This window comes from Methylosinus sp. Sm6 (assembly GCF_019802345.1).
Lineage (GTDB): Bacteria > Pseudomonadota > Alphaproteobacteria > Rhizobiales > Beijerinckiaceae > Methylosinus.
In genome coordinates this window covers 267,072-281,345 of record NZ_JAINDZ010000001.1, presented here as the reverse complement: position 1 = coordinate 281,345, position 14,274 = coordinate 267,072, and the positions used below count along the sequence as shown (strand labels likewise).

Sequence of the window (14,274 nt, the reverse complement as noted above, 5' to 3'; positions counted from 1 at the left end):
CCAACACTCGGTCCCACGATTTCCAGGCTGAAACTCGGACGGTGAGCATGTCGGCCTCCTAACGCTCGCCAATGACGCGAGCTTTCAGGCCCGCAAAGAGAGTCCGCAGACGCTCGGCAAGTCCGTGATAGAAGCGGAGATAGAATGGTGACGCGCGGCGGCGCAGCGCGTCCCCGAACGCAGTCCGCGACCGCTCTCGGCGGCGCATGCTCCAATCGACATAGGCCTGATAAACGTTCTGCGCAGACGCCGCCGTGTCGTCGGATGCGACGGGAGCGGCGGCGCGATCGTCCGACCATTCGACGGTGACGGCGCGCTGCTCGGTCTCGAGGCGATCAGCCATCTCGCGCATGGCGACGAGGGCGAGCTCGAAGACGGGGCGGCCGCAAGGGAGGTAGAATAGCCACGGCCTTTTTGTTTCGAGTCCAAAGACGGCGCCATGGACGCCGGTTTTTTCCATCGCCGCAGCAATAGCTCTCACCTCGTGAGAGCTGAACTTTTCGACCTGCTTGGGGGCGCTCATGCCATTTCCCCTTCTGCACGCCGGTCCGTTACGATAGCGGCGTCGGTCCATTCGACGGTGACGGCGCGCTGCTCGGCTTTCATCCGCTCGGCCAGCTCGCGCATGGCGACGAGGATCAGCTCGAACACCGGCGGCCCGCCGTGCAGATAATGCATCGTCACGACGGGCGGGTTCGAGAGCGGGAGACTAAAGGCGCCCGTCTTCGTCAGGGCGTCGGCGATCATCTCGACGTCGAGCGGTGAAAACGATGTGCTTTTATTGGAGGTTGTCATGACTGAGTCATCCAGTGTCGCAGCGATGCTGAGGATTCTGAGAACAAGGCTCGAAGGCGTAAGCCCGTTCGTCGAGACCGAGTCTCCGGGTGCAGTGATCACTGAAATCGAGAGGCTGGTGACGCGTGCGCCGGCGGTCGCGACGGCGGCGGCCGATCTTCGCCGCGCCATCGTCACTCTCTTCGCCAGCGGCCGCCGAGAGTCGGAGAAGGCCGAAGCGCTCGCGGCGCTGGACCGCTTCGACGCGGCGGTCGATGCGGCGGGGCCGAGCGACATCGCGAAGATCCTGCGGGCCGACTGACGCGGCACGCGGCAGGGGTGATGTGACTCACGCTCATGCATTGGCATGGCCCTCCGGGTCGAACATCAGCGCCTCGCAAGCGCGATCGAGCTCGCGCGCGGCTGCATTCAGCGAATCCTTGATCGCGAGAAAAACCGCCACGCTGGCGCCGGGCTCTTCGGCCATCTGGAAATTGTAAGACGCCATCATCGCTTGCGCGGCCGCGGCGAAGGCGCGCGCGTTCGACATGTGCTGCACGGAATCGCGAGGCTGCGGGCATTTCGCCCGATAGCGAATGCGCGGGTAAGCGGGAGGGTTCTCTTTGGTGTCGGGCGCTGGTGTGGAAGTCGGCATGTCCCCTCCCTTTGGTGCGGCGCCTAGCGCGTCGAGCAGGATGACATCTCTAATAAGTTACTTGTTATCCCCTGTCAATAAGTAACTTGTTATATCTTCGCGTAAGCTGCGGCCTGACAAAAAGCTCGTTATTTCAGGGTCGCCCATGGCATCGCAAGACATTGGTGAGAAGGCCTCCAGGCTCGCGGAGGCGATCGAGAACGGGGAGTTTCTGCGAATCCGTTACCATGGGGGCACTCAGCCTGGCACGGTGAGAGAGATTCGGCCGGCTGCAGTCGACGCCAACTCGTGTCGCGCCTACGATCTGACCGCGTCTTCTGCGCGCATGTTTTTGCTGAAGTATGTCGAGATTGTAGGTTGTGATGAACCAGTAACATATCGCAAAGATAAAATTAAAAGGCGTAGGGTCAGTGACATATTTTCGAATAAGCGCGACGCAAGAAACGTATTTGTAAAGCACACTGACGATTGGGCATTTAATGTAACTACAGTATTTGCCGCTTCACTCGACATAGAACTATCAATTGGCATGTCAAAAGACAAAATGACAAAAAAGAAGCACACATTTCATTTTGTTACCGTTGGAGTGCCACCGGAATATGCGTTCATTCCTGGTGATATTTTCTATTATCCACGCGATGCGGCTAATAAAAACTGGGGCGCTGTTCCATTTATTTGGTCTTTGCAAGTATCAGAGTCCAATACGACATCCGATGATGTCGAATTCACGGCTACCCGCTATCGAAAGGCATCAGTGGACCGGCAACAGATTGGGTTGATACTCGGAGGAGCTGCGTTCGCTCGACTGCTGCAATTCGGACCGACAACAGATGAATGGCCGAATGTTTTTGGAGAATTGCCATCTGAGTTGATCGTCTCTCCGCCAACTCTAGAGGATGCAGAATGAAAAAACTATTGTTAGCGATGATTTTGGCCTTGCTCTTCGCTACTCGTGGTGTAGCAGAAGAGCGAACCCCCGAGATCGGCATGCCGTTCTGCTTTGAAAGGGACACGCTGCAGGAATTCATGATGGCCATGCTGAAGAAAGACACGGCTTGGCTGAACCGATTGAAGGGCTGCGTGGTGCTGAACGGCGGGGTGAGAATCGGCGTCATAGAGGACTTCGAGAGTTCCTCCGAGCTCGGGCATGTCGTCAAGGTGCGCGTTCTCGAGAAGAACGCGGACCTCGTCGGTTATGGTATTTGGTTGAATATGAAAAAGCCGCGCTGATGATCATGATGCGGCGATTGTGCCGAGGTATCGCCATGCGCCAATCAACTCGGTCTCCTCTGGCGGCGCATTGTGGGAATCGAGGCGCCAGGTGCGCTCGGTCTTGCCGCGGCGGAGGATCTTGATCAGTCGCCGACCGTCCGTCGACTGCACGATCGCATATCTGCCGATCAGCGATTGCGGGAGAACAGGCCGTGGATCGTAGAGGATCGTCTCCCCTTCCTGCCAGCGAGGCCATTGCGAGTCGCCGCGCACGATGAGTCCGGCGATCTCGCCGTCGCCCGGCATTTCGATCGTATCGGGCGGCGTGATCTCGGTGGTGTCGCCGATCATCTCGACCGCGGCGCCTGCCCCGACGAGCCCATGGATCGGGATCGAATATTTGCTCGGCTTATGGTGGGCCATCTCGCCCTTGCCGTGAAGCAACCAGTCTAGCGACACGCGGAAAAAACGGGAATAGCGCTTGGCGGAGCGGGCCAGCCCGGCGTTGCCGTTCTCGTGATTGATATAGGTCGAGACGCCGACACCCATAGCCCGGGCGGCGTCGCTGGCGGTTCTGTAGCCCACCGCCAGCCTAGCTTCGCGCAGTCGATCGCTCTCGGTTGTCATGAGATTCTTATATCGCCGCTTGTCACAAGATTTTTGTTGACGCCAATAACAAGATACTTATTATCGACAACATGAATGAGAACGAGCCGCCCAGGATCAAACGCCTTCGCCTCGCCCTGCGCTGGTCGCAGACACGCATGGCCGAATGGCTCGGACTGACGCAGGCGGCTGTTTCGCTGATGGAAAAGGGGCAGGCCGAGTCCGGCCCCGTGTCGAAGCTTTTGGACCTGCTCGCCGCGCACATCGATGCCGATGGCGCCGCTGTCGCGGCGAAGGCGGTCGCCGACCCTTTTTCGAACGAGGCTGCGGAATGGTCCGCGCCGGGACGCTGCGGAAATTGAAGGCCTCCGTGGCCTGGAGTTCGGCGCCGATCATGGACAGCAAATCTTGCAACGCTGATGGGGTGGTCATGACAGTCTCCGTTACGAGCGAGAGCTTTTCGTCTCGCAATGTTCGACAAATCGTGGACGCGCTGAAAAAAACCGGCGTCACCGGGGCGCTCTTTGGGCAAGAGACGGGCGAGCCCTGGATGTTCTACCTCCCCTGCGGGCGGCCGGTCTTCGAGCTCGCCTTAGTGGCGCTCGCCGAGATGGCGGATCGTCTCGAGGCCGCCGGCGGACTCGTGACGGTCGATTGGTCCGATGGCCGGGTCGTCCGCGCGCCAACCCCGACATCGGAGTTCGCAGAATGAGCGAGAGCAAGACACCCCGATGGGACGCGCTCATGGCGCGGATTTATGCGCGCACCTTCGGCCGCGCCGAGCCGGAGGGCATTCTCCCCGGCCACCGCTTCATGCCGCGTGGACCCTATACCGACGCGCAGCGCGAGACGTGGATCGCCGAGATGATGAGCTTTGCTCGTTGCCACACGGTGACGGTGCGGGACGCGGTCGCCTGTTTCGAAGTGCCGGTGCCGGTGTTTCTCGATCATGTGACGAATGAGGAGATTCTCGACCTGCGTTACGACTGCGGCTGTCTGATCGGCGCCGTCATCGAGCGCGCCGGCCGGACCGACAGTGAGGCGTTCGTCGCGCTGCGGCGCGAGCTCGACGAGTTCAGAAAGCGCCTTGCGAGGCTGCCGTCGCGATCCCGCGATGTCGATCCGCCGGCGGACGAAGACGGCGGCGCGGCATGAGGGGCTCGCATCCTTCATCGCGGCGGCTTCGGCTGGGGCGGATTGCGCCAATGATCGATCACCTCGCGGTCGCCGCGCTCGATCTTGTCGAAAAACGCCTTCATGCGCGCCATGCCGCCGGCGTAGCGCATCGGCTTCGCGGCGTCTTCGATGTCTCCGAGAAACGCCTGCCGGCAGGCGGCGAGGTCCTTGTCGCGGCCGGCCTGGGCGAGGCGGGCGGCGAGCATCAGCGACAATTCGGCCAGGCGCGTGATCAGCTTCTCGTTCGGGTCTTCGCTTCTCTTCATGGTTTCCCCCTCTTCGCCGCGTGCTCTTCTCCGCGGCCGAAGGCGCCGATCTCCCAGCGGCGCTCTCTCCCCCTCCCCGGCTCTTGCGCGCCGGGGTCCTTTCTTTTCTCGGAAGCGGCGGCGCGCCGATCCGCCAAGATATGCCGCGCCGCCTTCCGTTCCATGGTGCTTTCCACTCGATCCATGCTCACAGCATGGCACGAAGGGGAAAGCGCGTGTGTCCCAAATTTAGGGATATTTCGTCCCAAATGAGCGCGACGATGGACAGGGCCTATCTGCTCGCCGACCGCTATGTGCGCGAGGAAATGAGCGCCCAGCGCGTCAACAAGCCCGACGCGATCGAGACCGTGGCCGACGCCTGCGGTCTCGCGCCGGGAACGCTGCATAACGTGTTCAAGAGGCGTCTCAAAAATGTCGAGAAGGTCGTTCTCGCGCTCGAGGGATTCTCCGTGCGCCGGCTCGAGCAGCGCGCCGCGCAGCTACGCCGCGATATTGGCGAGATGCGTGAAAGCCGCTTGCTGGTCGATCCGGCTCGGCTGGCTGAGCTGGAGGCTGCGCTCGACGATGTCGAGCGCTGGCTCAAAAAGGGGTGAGCGATGAGCGAAGGGTCTTTGTGGAGACAGGTCCTGGCGCTCGTCGCCGCCGGCCGCAGCAATGCGGAGATACGGGCGGCGCTCGGCGAGCGGGCGGTCGACAAGACGCTGACCTGTTATCTCAGCTCGGCGCGGGCGCAGCGCGGCGAGCGGGCGACGCCGGAATGGCCGGCGGCGCGCGTCGCGGCGGTCGCAAAGCTGTGGGCGGAGGGCTGCACGGCGGCGCAGATCGCCGCCGAGATCGGCGGCGGGCTGACGCGCTCGGCTGTGATCGGAAAGGTGCATCGGCTCGGCTTGCCGGCGCGCACGCGTGGCGCGCGGTCGAGTGCGTGCCCGGCGAAAGTCATCGCGCCGGCGCCGGCGGGCGCGGCGAAGCGGCCGGCGGCAAAGGCGGCGGCGCTCGCCGAGGCGAAGCTCGCGCCGGTTGCGGCGCCGCTGGTCGCGGCGCCTGCGCGAACGATCATCCCGGCGGCTCCGGTCGACGACGGCGAGACGGCGCTGGCCGCGTCGATCCTCGATCTGGTCGAAGGGCAATGCAAATGGCCGCTCGCAAGCGGGTTTTGCGGGCGGCCGAGCGCCGGCGGCAAATCCTATTGCGCGCGGCATGCGGCGCGATCGGTCGCGGCGCGCGGGCCCATGCGTCCGCCGCGTGCGGTCAGAGAGGGACGCAAGAGCGAACGGCGCGGGCGCGTCGAAATGTTCGGGGCGGCGCGGTGAGATTTGGCGCGGTGTTCATGCGTGTGGAGCGGCGCGAATGCCGGTTCGCCGCGTCGATCGCGCGCAACATGCGCGGCGCCGGCTGGGGCTGGCGTCGCATCGGCCGGGCGCTGCGGGTGTCGCCCGCGCGGGCGGAGAGATTGGCGACGAGCGAGATGGCGTTCGCGCGGAGGTGGCGCGACGAGATGCGAGAGGCGGCGTGATGAGGCTCTCCGATGCGCAGATCGCCGATGTGAAGGCCCGGGTCGATCTCGGCGCGCTGGCGCGCGAGCTCGGCGCCGGATTGCGGAAGAGCGGCCGCAAGCTCGTCGGCTCCTGTCCGGTCTGCGGCGGCGGGCGTTCGGCGCAGCGCTTCGAGGTGGCGGGCGAGAGCTGGGTGTGCGCCGTCTGCCAGGATGGCGGCGACGCCATTCGCCTGCTGCAGCGCGCCACCGGCTGCGATTTCCGCGCGGCGGTGGAGCGGCTCGGCGGCGCGCGCGAGATGAGCGACGCCGAGCGCGCGGAGCTCGAGCAGCGCGCGCGGGAGCGGTCGGAAAAGCGCGAGCGCGAGGCGCAGCGCTATCGCGCGCGCGAGATCGCCGCCGTGCGGCGCTTGTGGGAGGGCGCGGCGCGCGCGCCTTTCGAGGTCGTCGCCGCCTATCTGCAATGGAGGCGCTGTCTCGCGCCGGCCTCGGCGATGCTGCGCTTTGCGCCGGAGCTGTGTTTTTTCCACGGCCAGGCGCCAGACGAGCGCGGACCCATGGCGCCGCGCGTCGTGCATCGCGGCCCGGCCATGCTGGCGGCGATCGTCGACAATGCGGGCGATTTCTGCGGGCTGCATATGACCTTTCTGGCGCCCGGCGGCGCCGGCAAGGCGGAGATTTTCGACCCCGAGACCGGCGAGGCGCTCATTGCCAAGAAATGCCGGGGCGCGGTGAAGGGCGGCCATATCGTGCTGCGCGCCGTGGCGGCGCCGCGGCGGCTGTTCATCGGCGAGGGAATCGAGACGGTGCTGTCGGTGGCGACGGCGCTGAAGGCGACGCGGCGGCTGCGCGGCGATGACGCATTCTGGTCGAGCGTCGATCTCGGCAATCTCGGCGGCGCGGCGGCCGAGGCGATCGATCATCCGTTTTTGAAGCATGCGAATGGCCATCGCCAGCGCCTGCCCGGGCCGGAGCCGGATCGCAGCGCGCGGGCGATCGAGCTGCCGGACAGCGTCGAGGAGCTGGTGCTGCTCGGCGACGGCGACAGCGAGCGCGTGCTGACCGAGACGACATTGGAGCGCGCGCGGCGCCGCTATGAGCGGCCGGGGCGCGTGATCCGCATAGCCTGCGCGCCCGAGGGGCGGGATTTCAACAATGTGCTGACGGAGGGGTGACATGGCCGAGGCGCCGGGCTTTCGGCGGGCGGATGGGATTCGCTCGCGCGTCTATCACAAGGTGCTCGAGGGCGGCGAGTGGAAGCTCCTCGAGCGGACGGAGCGGCTGGTGGCGACGCTGCCGCGACAGGACGACGCCGAGACGATGCTCGACCTGTTCGCCAAGCGCTCCGGCGTGGCGGCGGCGGACGGCGCCGATACGGTGGATTGAGTGTGCTCCTCTCCTGTGGATCGGGACATTGCCATGGAAAATGACGATGCGGCGCGGTGCGCGCTGCCGCGGCGGCGGGCGGGCGAAAGCTTCGACTTCGAGTTCCAGGGGACATGCTTCACGGCGACGATCGGACTTTATTCGGATGGGCGCGTCGGCGAGCTGTTCTTGAACGGGCTGAAGCTCGACACGGCGCAGGATGTCTACGCCTGCGATCTCGGCAAGGCGATCTCGATCGCCCTGCAATATGGCGCTCCGCTGGAGGCGCTGGCCCGCACCATGACGCGCGACGGCGCCGGCCGCCCGCGCGGCCTCGCCGGGCATGTGCTGGATTTGATGCGGGAGATGCGGGGATGAGCGGGAGCGACCCCTATCTCGACTTCCTGCGGCGGAAGATACGGCTCGCGCCCAAAACCGGGTTCGAAGTCGACGACGGCGAATTGTCGCCCCTGCTGCTCGGCCATCAGCGCGCGATCGTGCGCTGGGCGGCGCGCGGAGGGCGGCGAGCGATCTTCGCGCGCTTCGGGCTCGGCAAGAGCGTGATGCAGATCGAGCTGCTGCGGCTCGTCACCATGCGCTTCGGCGGGCGCGGATTAATCGTTGCTCCCTATGGCGTCCACGGCGACATCATCCGCGATGCGGAAATGCTCGGCGTCACGATCCGGGCAATCCGGCGCATCGAGGATTGCGAGGACACTGGGCTCTATCTCACCAATTATGAGCCGGTGCGCGACGGCAAGATCGATCCAAACAAGTTCCTCGCAGTCAGCCTCGATGAGGCGAGCGTGCTGCGCTCCTATGGCTCGAAGACGTTTCAGACGTTTCTCGCGCTGTTCTCGTCCGTGCGCTTTCGTTTCGTCGCAACGGCGACGCCCTCGCCCAATCGCTATAAGGAGCTTATCCATTACGCCGGCTTCCTCGGCGTGATGGATACGGGGCAGGCGCTGACGCGCTTCTTCCAGCGCGATTCCACAAAGGCCAATAATCTCACGCTTTATCCGCACAAGGAACGCGAATTCTGGCTGTGGGTCGGCTCCTGGGCCGTGTTTCTCGAGAAGCCGTCCGATCTCGGCTATTCCGACGCTGGCTATGATCTGCCGCCGCTCGATCTCGTCGTGCACGAAGTTTCGACCACGGTCGACGGCTATCGCTTCGAACGCGACGGCCAGGGCCAGCTGCTGGACGAGGCGGGCGGCGATCTCGGCCAGACGGCGCGGGCGCGGCGCGCGAGCCTTCCCGCGCGCATCGCCAAGGTAGCTGAGATCGTCGCCGCTTCGCCGGACGATCATTTTCTGATCTGGCACGATCTCGAAGACGAGCGTCGCGCGATCGAAAAGGCCGTCCCCGGCGTCGTCTCCGTCTATGGGACGCAGGACCTCGACGAGCGACGCGACATCATGCGCGACTTCGCCGACGGCCGTCGCAAGAGGCTCTCCACAAAGCCGATCATCGCCGGCTCGGGGCCGAACTTCCAACGGCACTGCCATCGCGAGATCTTCTGTGGCGTCAGTCACAAATTCAACGACTTTATCCAGGCGCTACATCGCGTCCAGCGCTTCCAGCAGCTGCGGCGTGTGCGCGTCGACGTCATCTTCGCGGACACTGAGCGCCATGTATGGCGCGACCTTCAAGCCAAATGGAACCGTGACACGGAGCTGCGGGAGACCATGACCGAGATCGTCCGGACGTATGGATTGAACGATGTCGAGATGAGCGAGACGCTGGCGCGCACGATCGGCGTCGAGCGTGTCGAAGCCTCCGGAGAAAGCTGGCAGGTCGCCAATAATGACACGGTCGACGAGGCGCGGCGGCTCGAGGATGATAGTCTCGATCTGATCGTCACCTCGATCCCGTTCGCCAATCATTATGAATATACGCCGAGCTACAATGATTTCGGGCATACCGAGGACAATCGACATTTTTGGGAGCAGATGGATTTCTTGACGCCGCAGCTGCGGCGAGCGTTGAAGCCGGGGCGCGTCGCGGCTATTCACGTCAAGGATCGCGTGCTGTTCGGATCGGTCACGGGGGAAGGCGTGCCGACGCTCTCGCCCTTTCATTGCGAGACGATCGAGCATTACCGCCGCCACGGCTTTCAGTATATGGCGCTCATCACCATCGTCACCGATGTGGTGCGCGAGAATAATCAGACCTATCGGCTCGGCTATTCGGAAATGCTGAAGGACGCCACCAAAATGGGCGTCGGCTGTCCGGAATATGTCGTGGTGATGCGCAAGCCGCAGAGCGATCGCGGACGCGGCTATGCCGACGCGCCGGTGACGCGCGGGCGCGAGGATTACAGCCTCGCGCGCTGGCAGGTCGATGCGCATGCGTTCTGGCGGTCATCCGGCGAGCGGCTGGCGACGCCCGAGGAGCTGGCGCGCGTCGAGCCGGGCGCGCTTACGAAGCTGTTCACGCGATGGACGCTCGACGGGCTCTATGATTATGAGGCGCATGTGCGGATCGGCGAGGCGCTGGAGGGTCGCGGCGCCTTGCCCTCGACCTTCATGGCGCTGGCGCCGGGGTCGCGTCATCCGAATGTCTGGCATGATGTGAATCGCATGCGCACGCTGAACGGCGCGCAGAGCGCGAGCGGGCGCGAGCGGCATGTCTGCCCTTTGCAGTTCGACATCGTCGATCGGCTGATCCGACGATATTCGGACGAGGGCGAGCTGGTCTATGACCCGTTTGGAGGGCTGTTCACCGTGCCTTATCGCGCGCTGCATTTGAAGCGGCGCGGGCGCGCTGTCGAATTGTCGTCGACCTATTTTCTCGACGGCGTGAAATATCTGCAGGCGGCGGAGCGGCAGATCGGCGCACCGAGCCTGTTCGATTTGCTGCATGAAATCGAGCCGAGGAGCGCAGCGTGACCGATCCCTACAAACGCATCGCCGATGCGGTCGAGGGCGCGGGCCCGCAGCTCGTGCGCGCCACTCCGCCGGAGCCGGATGACGCGGGCGATGGCGACGCCTGTGACGCGCTGGGGCCGTCCGACCAGGAGGTCGATGGCGTCGATCTGCGTGTCGTCGAGCGCTGCGCGAAGCTCGATCAGAGCGACACCGATAACGGCAAAAGACTGATCGAGCATTTCGGCGCCGATCTCGTCGTGATCGCGCGGGGCGAGGTCGAGGGCGGCGTGTGGCTCGGTTGGGAGGGCCGGCATTGGGACATCTACGGCGGCGTCGCGCGCGCGAACATGATGGCGCAGATGATCGGCGGGCGCATCGGCTTGGAGACGCGCTATCTGCAGCAGACGCCGGCCGAGGCGCGCGTCATCGAGGAAGCCGACAATCTCTCCGCCGACGATGAGAGCGATGGCGCCAAGGCCGTGCGCAGGGCCGCCACGGCGGCGGAGAAGGCGCTGGAGAAGCGGCGGCTGGCGCGCTGGCGCTTCGCCGTGAGCTCGAAAAATTCCGCGCGGCTCGTCTCCATGCTGAAGACGGCGGCGCCGCATCTGCGGCGCGAGCCCGGCGGATTCAACGCCGAGACGATGCTGATCGTGACACAGAATGCGACGCTGCGCGTGATCGTCGAGGATATAGGCGGGAAGAAAGAGGCGCGGCTCGACGTGCGGCGCGGCTTTGCGCGCGAGGATTATGCGACCGGGCTCGTGCCCTGCGATTTCGATCTCGGCGCGACGGCGCCGAAGTGGGACGGCTTTCTGCTGCGCTGCCTGCCGAGCGCCGACATGCGGCGCACGGTGCGGCAATATGCGGGGTTCGGCCTCGTTGGCTTGATGCTGCAAAAGCTGATGTTTCATCATGGCTTCGGCTCCAATGGCAAGAGCGTGTTTCTCGCGGTGATTTCCGGCGTCGTCGGCAAATCCTATGGCGTCTCGCTGCCCAAGGAGACGATTCTCGGACAGGGCGAGCGCGGCGCCGGGCAGGCTTCGCCGGATATCGTGCGGCTGTTCGGCAAGCGCTTCGTGCGGATCGACGAGCTGAAGGAAGATGAATCGCTGCGCGAGGACCTCGTGAAGCGGCTCACCGGCGGCGACGAGATGGCGGTGCGCAATCTCTATGATGGCTATTTCGACTTCGTGAACAGGGCGACGCCGCATATGAGCGGCAATGGCTTCCCCAAGATCGACGGGACCGACAATGGCATCTGGCGGCGCATGCTCGTCGTGCATTGGTCGGTGACGATTCCGCCGGAGGAGGAGAGGGAGTTCGACGGCTTCGTCGCCGAGCTGCTGGAGGAGCGCAGCGGCATTCTGAACTGGCTGCTCGACGGCGTGCTCGATTATCTCGATCATGGGCTGTTCATCGCGCCGGAGATCGCCGCGGCGACCTCGAAATATCAGGAGGAGATGAATCCGATCGGGGAATTCGTCAAGGACTGTGTGGAGGCGCATGAGGGCGAGCGCGTGGCGGCGAGCACGGCGTATCAGGCCTATGTGAGCTGGTCCGCCGCCAACGCCAAGCGGGCGAAGACGCAGACGGCGTTCGGCCGCGAGATGGCGAAGCTGTTTCGTCGCGACAATGACCGGGCGCGCTCCTATCTCGACTGCCGCCTGCATGACGTGCCGGACCGGCCGGAGGAGCCGGCGAAGGCGCGCGCGGCGACGGATTATCCGGAGGGGTATGGGGGATGACATCGTTCGACAAGAATATAGATAGCAATGAAATACTCGTGAAAAAACAAGCTCACGAACTCGAGATGCGCTTAGCTGATTTCGGTATTGTAGCAGAGGTTAGTGATATTTGCGATGGGCCGAGTGTTCAAATATTTTACATTATGTTGGCAAAAGGAGAGAGAGTTTCAAAGGTTATCGCTTTGTCAGATGACATCGCGCTCGTTATGGGGGTGCGAAGTTGCCGTGTGTTCATCGAGCGCGGAAAGGGCATGGTCGCGATTGAGTTATCAAAACTTGAACGCAGATTTTTCGACATCGAGAGTGTAGAGCAGAACATCAAAACTGCTGTAAAGTCGCAAACTTTGCCAATCGCCCTTGGTATGAAAGCCAGCGGCGAAATGGTTGTGGCTGACCTCGCTGGCATGCCTCACTTACTCATTGCCGGGACCACTGGTTCCGGTAAATCAATAGCTCTTCACGCAATAATTGTGTCGTTGATAACTTACAAAGAGCTTGAAAGCCTACGTCTAATGATTATTGACCCGAAGATTGTTGAATTTTCTTCGTATGGTTTGCTACCGCATTTGCTTTGCCCGATAATCACAAGCGTCGAATCCGCCATCAGCAGCCTTCGATGGGCTGTGTCGGAGATGATGAATAGATATCAGAAACTGAATGAGGCTGGTGTTAGGAATATCAACTCGTTCAATATAACAAACTGCAACAAAATGCACCGTATAGTTATAATTATAGACGAATTAGCGGACCTTATGGTTGTTTCTGGAGCCGACGTTGATGATAGTCTAATGAGACTTGCGCAGATGGGTCGCGCTGCTGGAATTCATTTGGTGATTGCAACTCAGAGACCGTCTGTAGATGTAATAACAGGAACTATCAAGGCAAATTTTCCAACTCGTATTTCGTTCCATTTAGCATCAAGCGTCGACAGCCGCACAATCATAGGCCGCAAGGGGGCGGAATGCCTTCTTGGGGCCGGAGATATGTTGTTTTCTGAGCAGGGAAGAGACTATGTGCGAATGCAAGCCCCATTTGTTTCCGAGGGCTATATATTTTCTATTACATCAAAGTTCGAGAGTGTTAAGCACGACGAATTGATGGTTTCACAAAACGTAATTGATATGGATAAAAACACTTGCAGTATAACGACCGCGTTACAATCAATCGTAGACAGCGGTGAAACGTGGTCCGGAACCGCAACTAAACTCTGCGATGAGATAAACAAGCGCGATGGTGTTTTTGTTAATGCTCAACAGATCGGTTTGTTTATCAAAAGGAACCATCGTGCGTTGTTAAACAAAGGGATAGATGTGCGCAGAAGGCATTCAGGTCAACGACATATCCTGATTACGCCAGCTAGGAGCGCAAGGTGAGTAGCTTGCCTCGCGCGCCCACCGTCATCGATCTGTTCTGCGGCGGCGCCGGCGGCTGGTCGCTCGGGCTGCATCGCGCCGGCGCTTCACGCGCCCGCGATTCTGCGCTTGGCCGCTTCGGCCAGAAAAGACGAGCGCGATTGACCGGAGGAAGCGGCCGCCCGATCGATGCGCTCGAGCAGCCCCTCGTCGATCGAGATGTTCACGCGCACGGCGCGCTTCGGCAGCTCCACCTCGATCGCCGCGACAGTGGCCTCCGCGAACCAATCGGCGAGCTCCGGATCGGCGCGCAGCTCTGCGACGCTGCGCAATTGCGGGAGCGGCTCGCCGTCTTCGACCATGCCAGAGACATGCAGGGCCAGCGCCTGGGCGCCCTTGGCCATGGCCTCGTCGATCGAGCGGCCCGTGCTGACGCAGCCGGGGAAATCGGGAAAGGACACGCCGAAGGCGCCGTTTTCCTCGTGAATGAGGGCGATCGCATAGCTCATTTTACACTCCTTTCGGGAGGGCTCGCGCCCTCACCATGTCCAGCCGGCTTGCTTGTAAATCGAGCGGAGCGTTCCGGTCGGAATGTCGCTCGGCCCGGTGTCGACGGTGACGCGGCCGGGACGATCGGGGTGCGTGTATTGCACATGATCGCCGGGACCCTTGCGGGTGATGCGCCAGCCGTCGGCGCGCAGGCGCTTCTCGACATCCTTGCGCTTGTTGCTGTGCTCGCTGCGGCCCATGGTCTCGTCTCC

At 62.8% G+C, this 14,274-nt stretch carries 22 protein-coding genes; 15 read left to right on the top strand and 7 right to left on the bottom strand.

The annotated features are described in order from the left end of the window. Positions 1-58 precede the first annotated feature (58 nt). Together K3F48_RS01400 and K3F48_RS01395 are read right to left on the bottom strand one after the other, a co-directional pair. Positions 59-523 (bottom strand): hypothetical protein, encoded by a 465-nt coding sequence (locus tag K3F48_RS01400; protein ID WP_222573611.1) that lies wholly within the window; start codon positions 521-523, stop codon positions 59-61. Then, the gene (locus tag K3F48_RS01395; RefSeq protein WP_222573610.1) at positions 520-747 is read right to left on the bottom strand and encodes a hypothetical protein; all 228 of its coding nucleotides are present in this window, start codon (positions 745-747) and stop codon (positions 520-522) included. Before K3F48_RS01395 ends, K3F48_RS01400 begins: the two co-directional genes overlap by 4 nt. A gap of 142 nt (positions 748-889) precedes the next feature. Between K3F48_RS01395 and K3F48_RS01390 the strand changes: the two genes are divergently transcribed. After that, positions 890-1,096 carry a hypothetical protein gene (locus K3F48_RS01390; RefSeq protein ID WP_222573609.1) on the top strand — a complete coding sequence of 69 codons (207 nt, stop codon included), beginning with the start codon at positions 890-892 and terminating at the stop codon, positions 1,094-1,096. A 33-nt stretch (positions 1,097-1,129) separates the two neighbouring features. On the opposite strand, the gene K3F48_RS01385 is transcribed toward K3F48_RS01390, so the two are convergent. Then, positions 1,130-1,429 (bottom strand): hypothetical protein, encoded by a 300-nt coding sequence (locus K3F48_RS01385; RefSeq protein ID WP_222573608.1) that lies wholly within the window; start codon positions 1,427-1,429, stop codon positions 1,130-1,132. 145 nt (positions 1,430-1,574) lie between these two features. On the opposite strand from K3F48_RS01385, the gene K3F48_RS01380 reads away from it, so the two are divergent. Both K3F48_RS01380 and K3F48_RS01375 read left to right on the top strand, forming a co-directional pair. Continuing rightward, positions 1,575-2,336: a WYL domain-containing protein gene (locus K3F48_RS01380; protein WP_222573607.1), complete on the top strand. Its 762-nt coding sequence runs from the start codon at positions 1,575-1,577 to the stop codon at positions 2,334-2,336. Beyond that, the gene (locus K3F48_RS01375) at positions 2,333-2,659 is read left to right on the top strand and encodes a hypothetical protein (RefSeq protein ID WP_222573606.1); all 327 of its coding nucleotides are present in this window, start codon (positions 2,333-2,335) and stop codon (positions 2,657-2,659) included. The genes K3F48_RS01380 and K3F48_RS01375 overlap by 4 nt, the downstream gene beginning before the upstream one ends. 3 nt (positions 2,660-2,662) lie before the next feature. Here K3F48_RS01375 and K3F48_RS01370 read toward each other — a convergent pair whose 3' ends face one another. Continuing rightward, positions 2,663-3,268: an XRE family transcriptional regulator gene (locus K3F48_RS01370; protein WP_222573605.1), complete on the bottom strand. Its 606-nt coding sequence runs from the start codon at positions 3,266-3,268 to the stop codon at positions 2,663-2,665. 71 nt (positions 3,269-3,339) lie between these two features. Between K3F48_RS01370 and K3F48_RS01365 the strand changes: the two genes are divergently transcribed. The 3 genes from K3F48_RS01365 to K3F48_RS01355 all read left to right on the top strand — a co-directional run bounded on the left by K3F48_RS01365 (position 3,340) and on the right by K3F48_RS01355 (position 4,402). Further along, positions 3,340-3,609: a DNA-binding transcriptional regulator gene (locus K3F48_RS01365; protein ID WP_222573604.1), complete on the top strand. Its 270-nt coding sequence runs from the start codon at positions 3,340-3,342 to the stop codon at positions 3,607-3,609. Positions 3,610-3,731: 122 nt separating this feature from the next. Beyond that, positions 3,732-3,959, top strand: coding sequence for a hypothetical protein (locus tag K3F48_RS01360; protein ID WP_222573603.1), 228 nt, complete (start codon positions 3,732-3,734; stop codon positions 3,957-3,959). Beyond that, the gene (locus K3F48_RS01355; RefSeq protein ID WP_222573602.1) at positions 3,956-4,402 is read left to right on the top strand and encodes a hypothetical protein; all 447 of its coding nucleotides are present in this window, start codon (positions 3,956-3,958) and stop codon (positions 4,400-4,402) included. Before K3F48_RS01360 ends, K3F48_RS01355 begins: the two co-directional genes overlap by 4 nt. Positions 4,403-4,416: 14 nt before the next feature. Here K3F48_RS01355 and K3F48_RS01350 read toward each other — a convergent pair whose 3' ends face one another. Further along, entirely contained in the window at positions 4,417-4,689 is a 273-nt protein-coding gene (locus K3F48_RS01350; protein WP_222573601.1) for a hypothetical protein, read from the bottom strand. A 248-nt stretch (positions 4,690-4,937) separates the two neighbouring features. Between K3F48_RS01350 and K3F48_RS01345 the strand changes: the two genes are divergently transcribed. Genes K3F48_RS01345 through K3F48_RS01305 form a run of 9 tightly spaced genes read left to right on the top strand, consistent with a single transcriptional unit; the run spans position 4,938 to position 13,534 of the window. Beyond that, entirely contained in the window at positions 4,938-5,282 is a 345-nt protein-coding gene (locus tag K3F48_RS01345) for a hypothetical protein (RefSeq protein ID WP_222573600.1), read from the top strand. A 3-nt stretch (positions 5,283-5,285) separates the two neighbouring features. After that, on the top strand, positions 5,286-5,999 hold the full coding sequence (locus K3F48_RS01340) for a GcrA family cell cycle regulator (RefSeq protein ID WP_222573599.1): 714 nt from the start codon (positions 5,286-5,288) through the stop codon (positions 5,997-5,999). A gap of 17 nt (positions 6,000-6,016) precedes the next feature. Next, positions 6,017-6,202, top strand: a complete 186-nt coding sequence (locus K3F48_RS01335) for a hypothetical protein (protein WP_222573598.1) — start codon at positions 6,017-6,019, stop codon at positions 6,200-6,202. Next, on the top strand, positions 6,202-7,356 hold the full coding sequence (locus K3F48_RS01330) for a CHC2 zinc finger domain-containing protein (protein ID WP_222573597.1): 1,155 nt from the start codon (positions 6,202-6,204) through the stop codon (positions 7,354-7,356). The genes K3F48_RS01335 and K3F48_RS01330 overlap by 1 nt, the downstream gene beginning before the upstream one ends. A gap of 1 nt (position 7,357) precedes the next feature. Beyond that, complete coding sequence (locus K3F48_RS01325) at positions 7,358-7,567, top strand: hypothetical protein (RefSeq protein WP_222573596.1); 210 nt, start codon at positions 7,358-7,360, stop codon at positions 7,565-7,567. Positions 7,568-7,600: 33 nt separating this feature from the next. Next, positions 7,601-7,924, top strand: coding sequence for a hypothetical protein (locus tag K3F48_RS01320; protein WP_222573595.1), 324 nt, complete (start codon positions 7,601-7,603; stop codon positions 7,922-7,924). Next, entirely contained in the window at positions 7,921-10,437 is a 2,517-nt protein-coding gene (locus tag K3F48_RS01315) for a DNA methyltransferase (RefSeq protein WP_222573594.1), read from the top strand. Before K3F48_RS01320 ends, K3F48_RS01315 begins: the two co-directional genes overlap by 4 nt. Continuing rightward, positions 10,434-12,161, top strand: coding sequence for a DNA primase family protein (locus K3F48_RS01310; RefSeq protein WP_222573593.1), 1,728 nt, complete (start codon positions 10,434-10,436; stop codon positions 12,159-12,161). The genes K3F48_RS01315 and K3F48_RS01310 overlap by 4 nt, the downstream gene beginning before the upstream one ends. After that, positions 12,158-13,534, top strand: coding sequence for a DNA translocase FtsK (locus K3F48_RS01305; RefSeq protein WP_222573592.1), 1,377 nt, complete (start codon positions 12,158-12,160; stop codon positions 13,532-13,534). The genes K3F48_RS01310 and K3F48_RS01305 overlap by 4 nt, the downstream gene beginning before the upstream one ends. An 86-nt stretch (positions 13,535-13,620) precedes the next feature. On the opposite strand, the gene K3F48_RS01300 is transcribed toward K3F48_RS01305, so the two are convergent. Then, positions 13,621-14,022, bottom strand: a complete 402-nt coding sequence (locus K3F48_RS01300) for a type II toxin-antitoxin system HicB family antitoxin (protein ID WP_222573591.1) — start codon at positions 14,020-14,022, stop codon at positions 13,621-13,623. A gap of 30 nt (positions 14,023-14,052) precedes the next feature. Beyond that, positions 14,053-14,262: a type II toxin-antitoxin system HicA family toxin gene (locus K3F48_RS01295; RefSeq protein ID WP_222573590.1), complete on the bottom strand. Its 210-nt coding sequence runs from the start codon at positions 14,260-14,262 to the stop codon at positions 14,053-14,055. Positions 14,263-14,274: the final 12 nt, after the last annotated feature.

Bases quoted from the DNA above. Each gene is read 5' to 3' on its own strand.
- K3F48_RS01305 (WP_222573592.1), top strand. From the start codon at position 12,158: ATGACATCGTTCGACAAGAATATAGATAGCAATGAAATACTCGTGAAA.
- K3F48_RS01335 (WP_222573598.1), top strand. From the start codon at position 6,017: ATGCGTGTGGAGCGGCGCGAATGCCGGTTCGCCGCGTCGATCGCGCGC.
- K3F48_RS01345 (WP_222573600.1), top strand. From the start codon at position 4,938: ATGAGCGCGACGATGGACAGGGCCTATCTGCTCGCCGACCGCTATGTG.
- K3F48_RS01375 (WP_222573606.1), top strand. From the start codon at position 2,333: ATGAAAAAACTATTGTTAGCGATGATTTTGGCCTTGCTCTTCGCTACT.
- K3F48_RS01295 (WP_222573590.1), bottom strand. From the start codon at position 14,262: ATGGGCCGCAGCGAGCACAGCAACAAGCGCAAGGATGTCGAGAAGCGC.
- K3F48_RS01300 (WP_222573591.1), bottom strand. From the start codon at position 14,022: ATGAGCTATGCGATCGCCCTCATTCACGAGGAAAACGGCGCCTTCGGC.
- K3F48_RS01370 (WP_222573605.1), bottom strand. From the start codon at position 3,268: ATGACAACCGAGAGCGATCGACTGCGCGAAGCTAGGCTGGCGGTGGGC.
- K3F48_RS01320 (WP_222573595.1), top strand. From the start codon at position 7,601: ATGGAAAATGACGATGCGGCGCGGTGCGCGCTGCCGCGGCGGCGGGCG.
- K3F48_RS01340 (WP_222573599.1), top strand. From the start codon at position 5,286: ATGAGCGAAGGGTCTTTGTGGAGACAGGTCCTGGCGCTCGTCGCCGCC.
- K3F48_RS01400 (WP_222573611.1), bottom strand. From the start codon at position 523: ATGAGCGCCCCCAAGCAGGTCGAAAAGTTCAGCTCTCACGAGGTGAGA.
- K3F48_RS01355 (WP_222573602.1), top strand. From the start codon at position 3,956: ATGAGCGAGAGCAAGACACCCCGATGGGACGCGCTCATGGCGCGGATT.
- K3F48_RS01330 (WP_222573597.1), top strand. From the start codon at position 6,202: ATGAGGCTCTCCGATGCGCAGATCGCCGATGTGAAGGCCCGGGTCGAT.
- K3F48_RS01395 (WP_222573610.1), bottom strand. From the start codon at position 747: ATGATCGCCGACGCCCTGACGAAGACGGGCGCCTTTAGTCTCCCGCTC.
- K3F48_RS01315 (WP_222573594.1), top strand. From the start codon at position 7,921: ATGAGCGGGAGCGACCCCTATCTCGACTTCCTGCGGCGGAAGATACGG.
- K3F48_RS01350 (WP_222573601.1), bottom strand. From the start codon at position 4,689: ATGAAGAGAAGCGAAGACCCGAACGAGAAGCTGATCACGCGCCTGGCC.
- K3F48_RS01380 (WP_222573607.1), top strand. From the start codon at position 1,575: ATGGCATCGCAAGACATTGGTGAGAAGGCCTCCAGGCTCGCGGAGGCG.
- K3F48_RS01365 (WP_222573604.1), top strand. From the start codon at position 3,340: ATGAATGAGAACGAGCCGCCCAGGATCAAACGCCTTCGCCTCGCCCTG.
- K3F48_RS01325 (WP_222573596.1), top strand. From the start codon at position 7,358: ATGGCCGAGGCGCCGGGCTTTCGGCGGGCGGATGGGATTCGCTCGCGC.
- K3F48_RS01385 (WP_222573608.1), bottom strand. From the start codon at position 1,429: ATGCCGACTTCCACACCAGCGCCCGACACCAAAGAGAACCCTCCCGCT.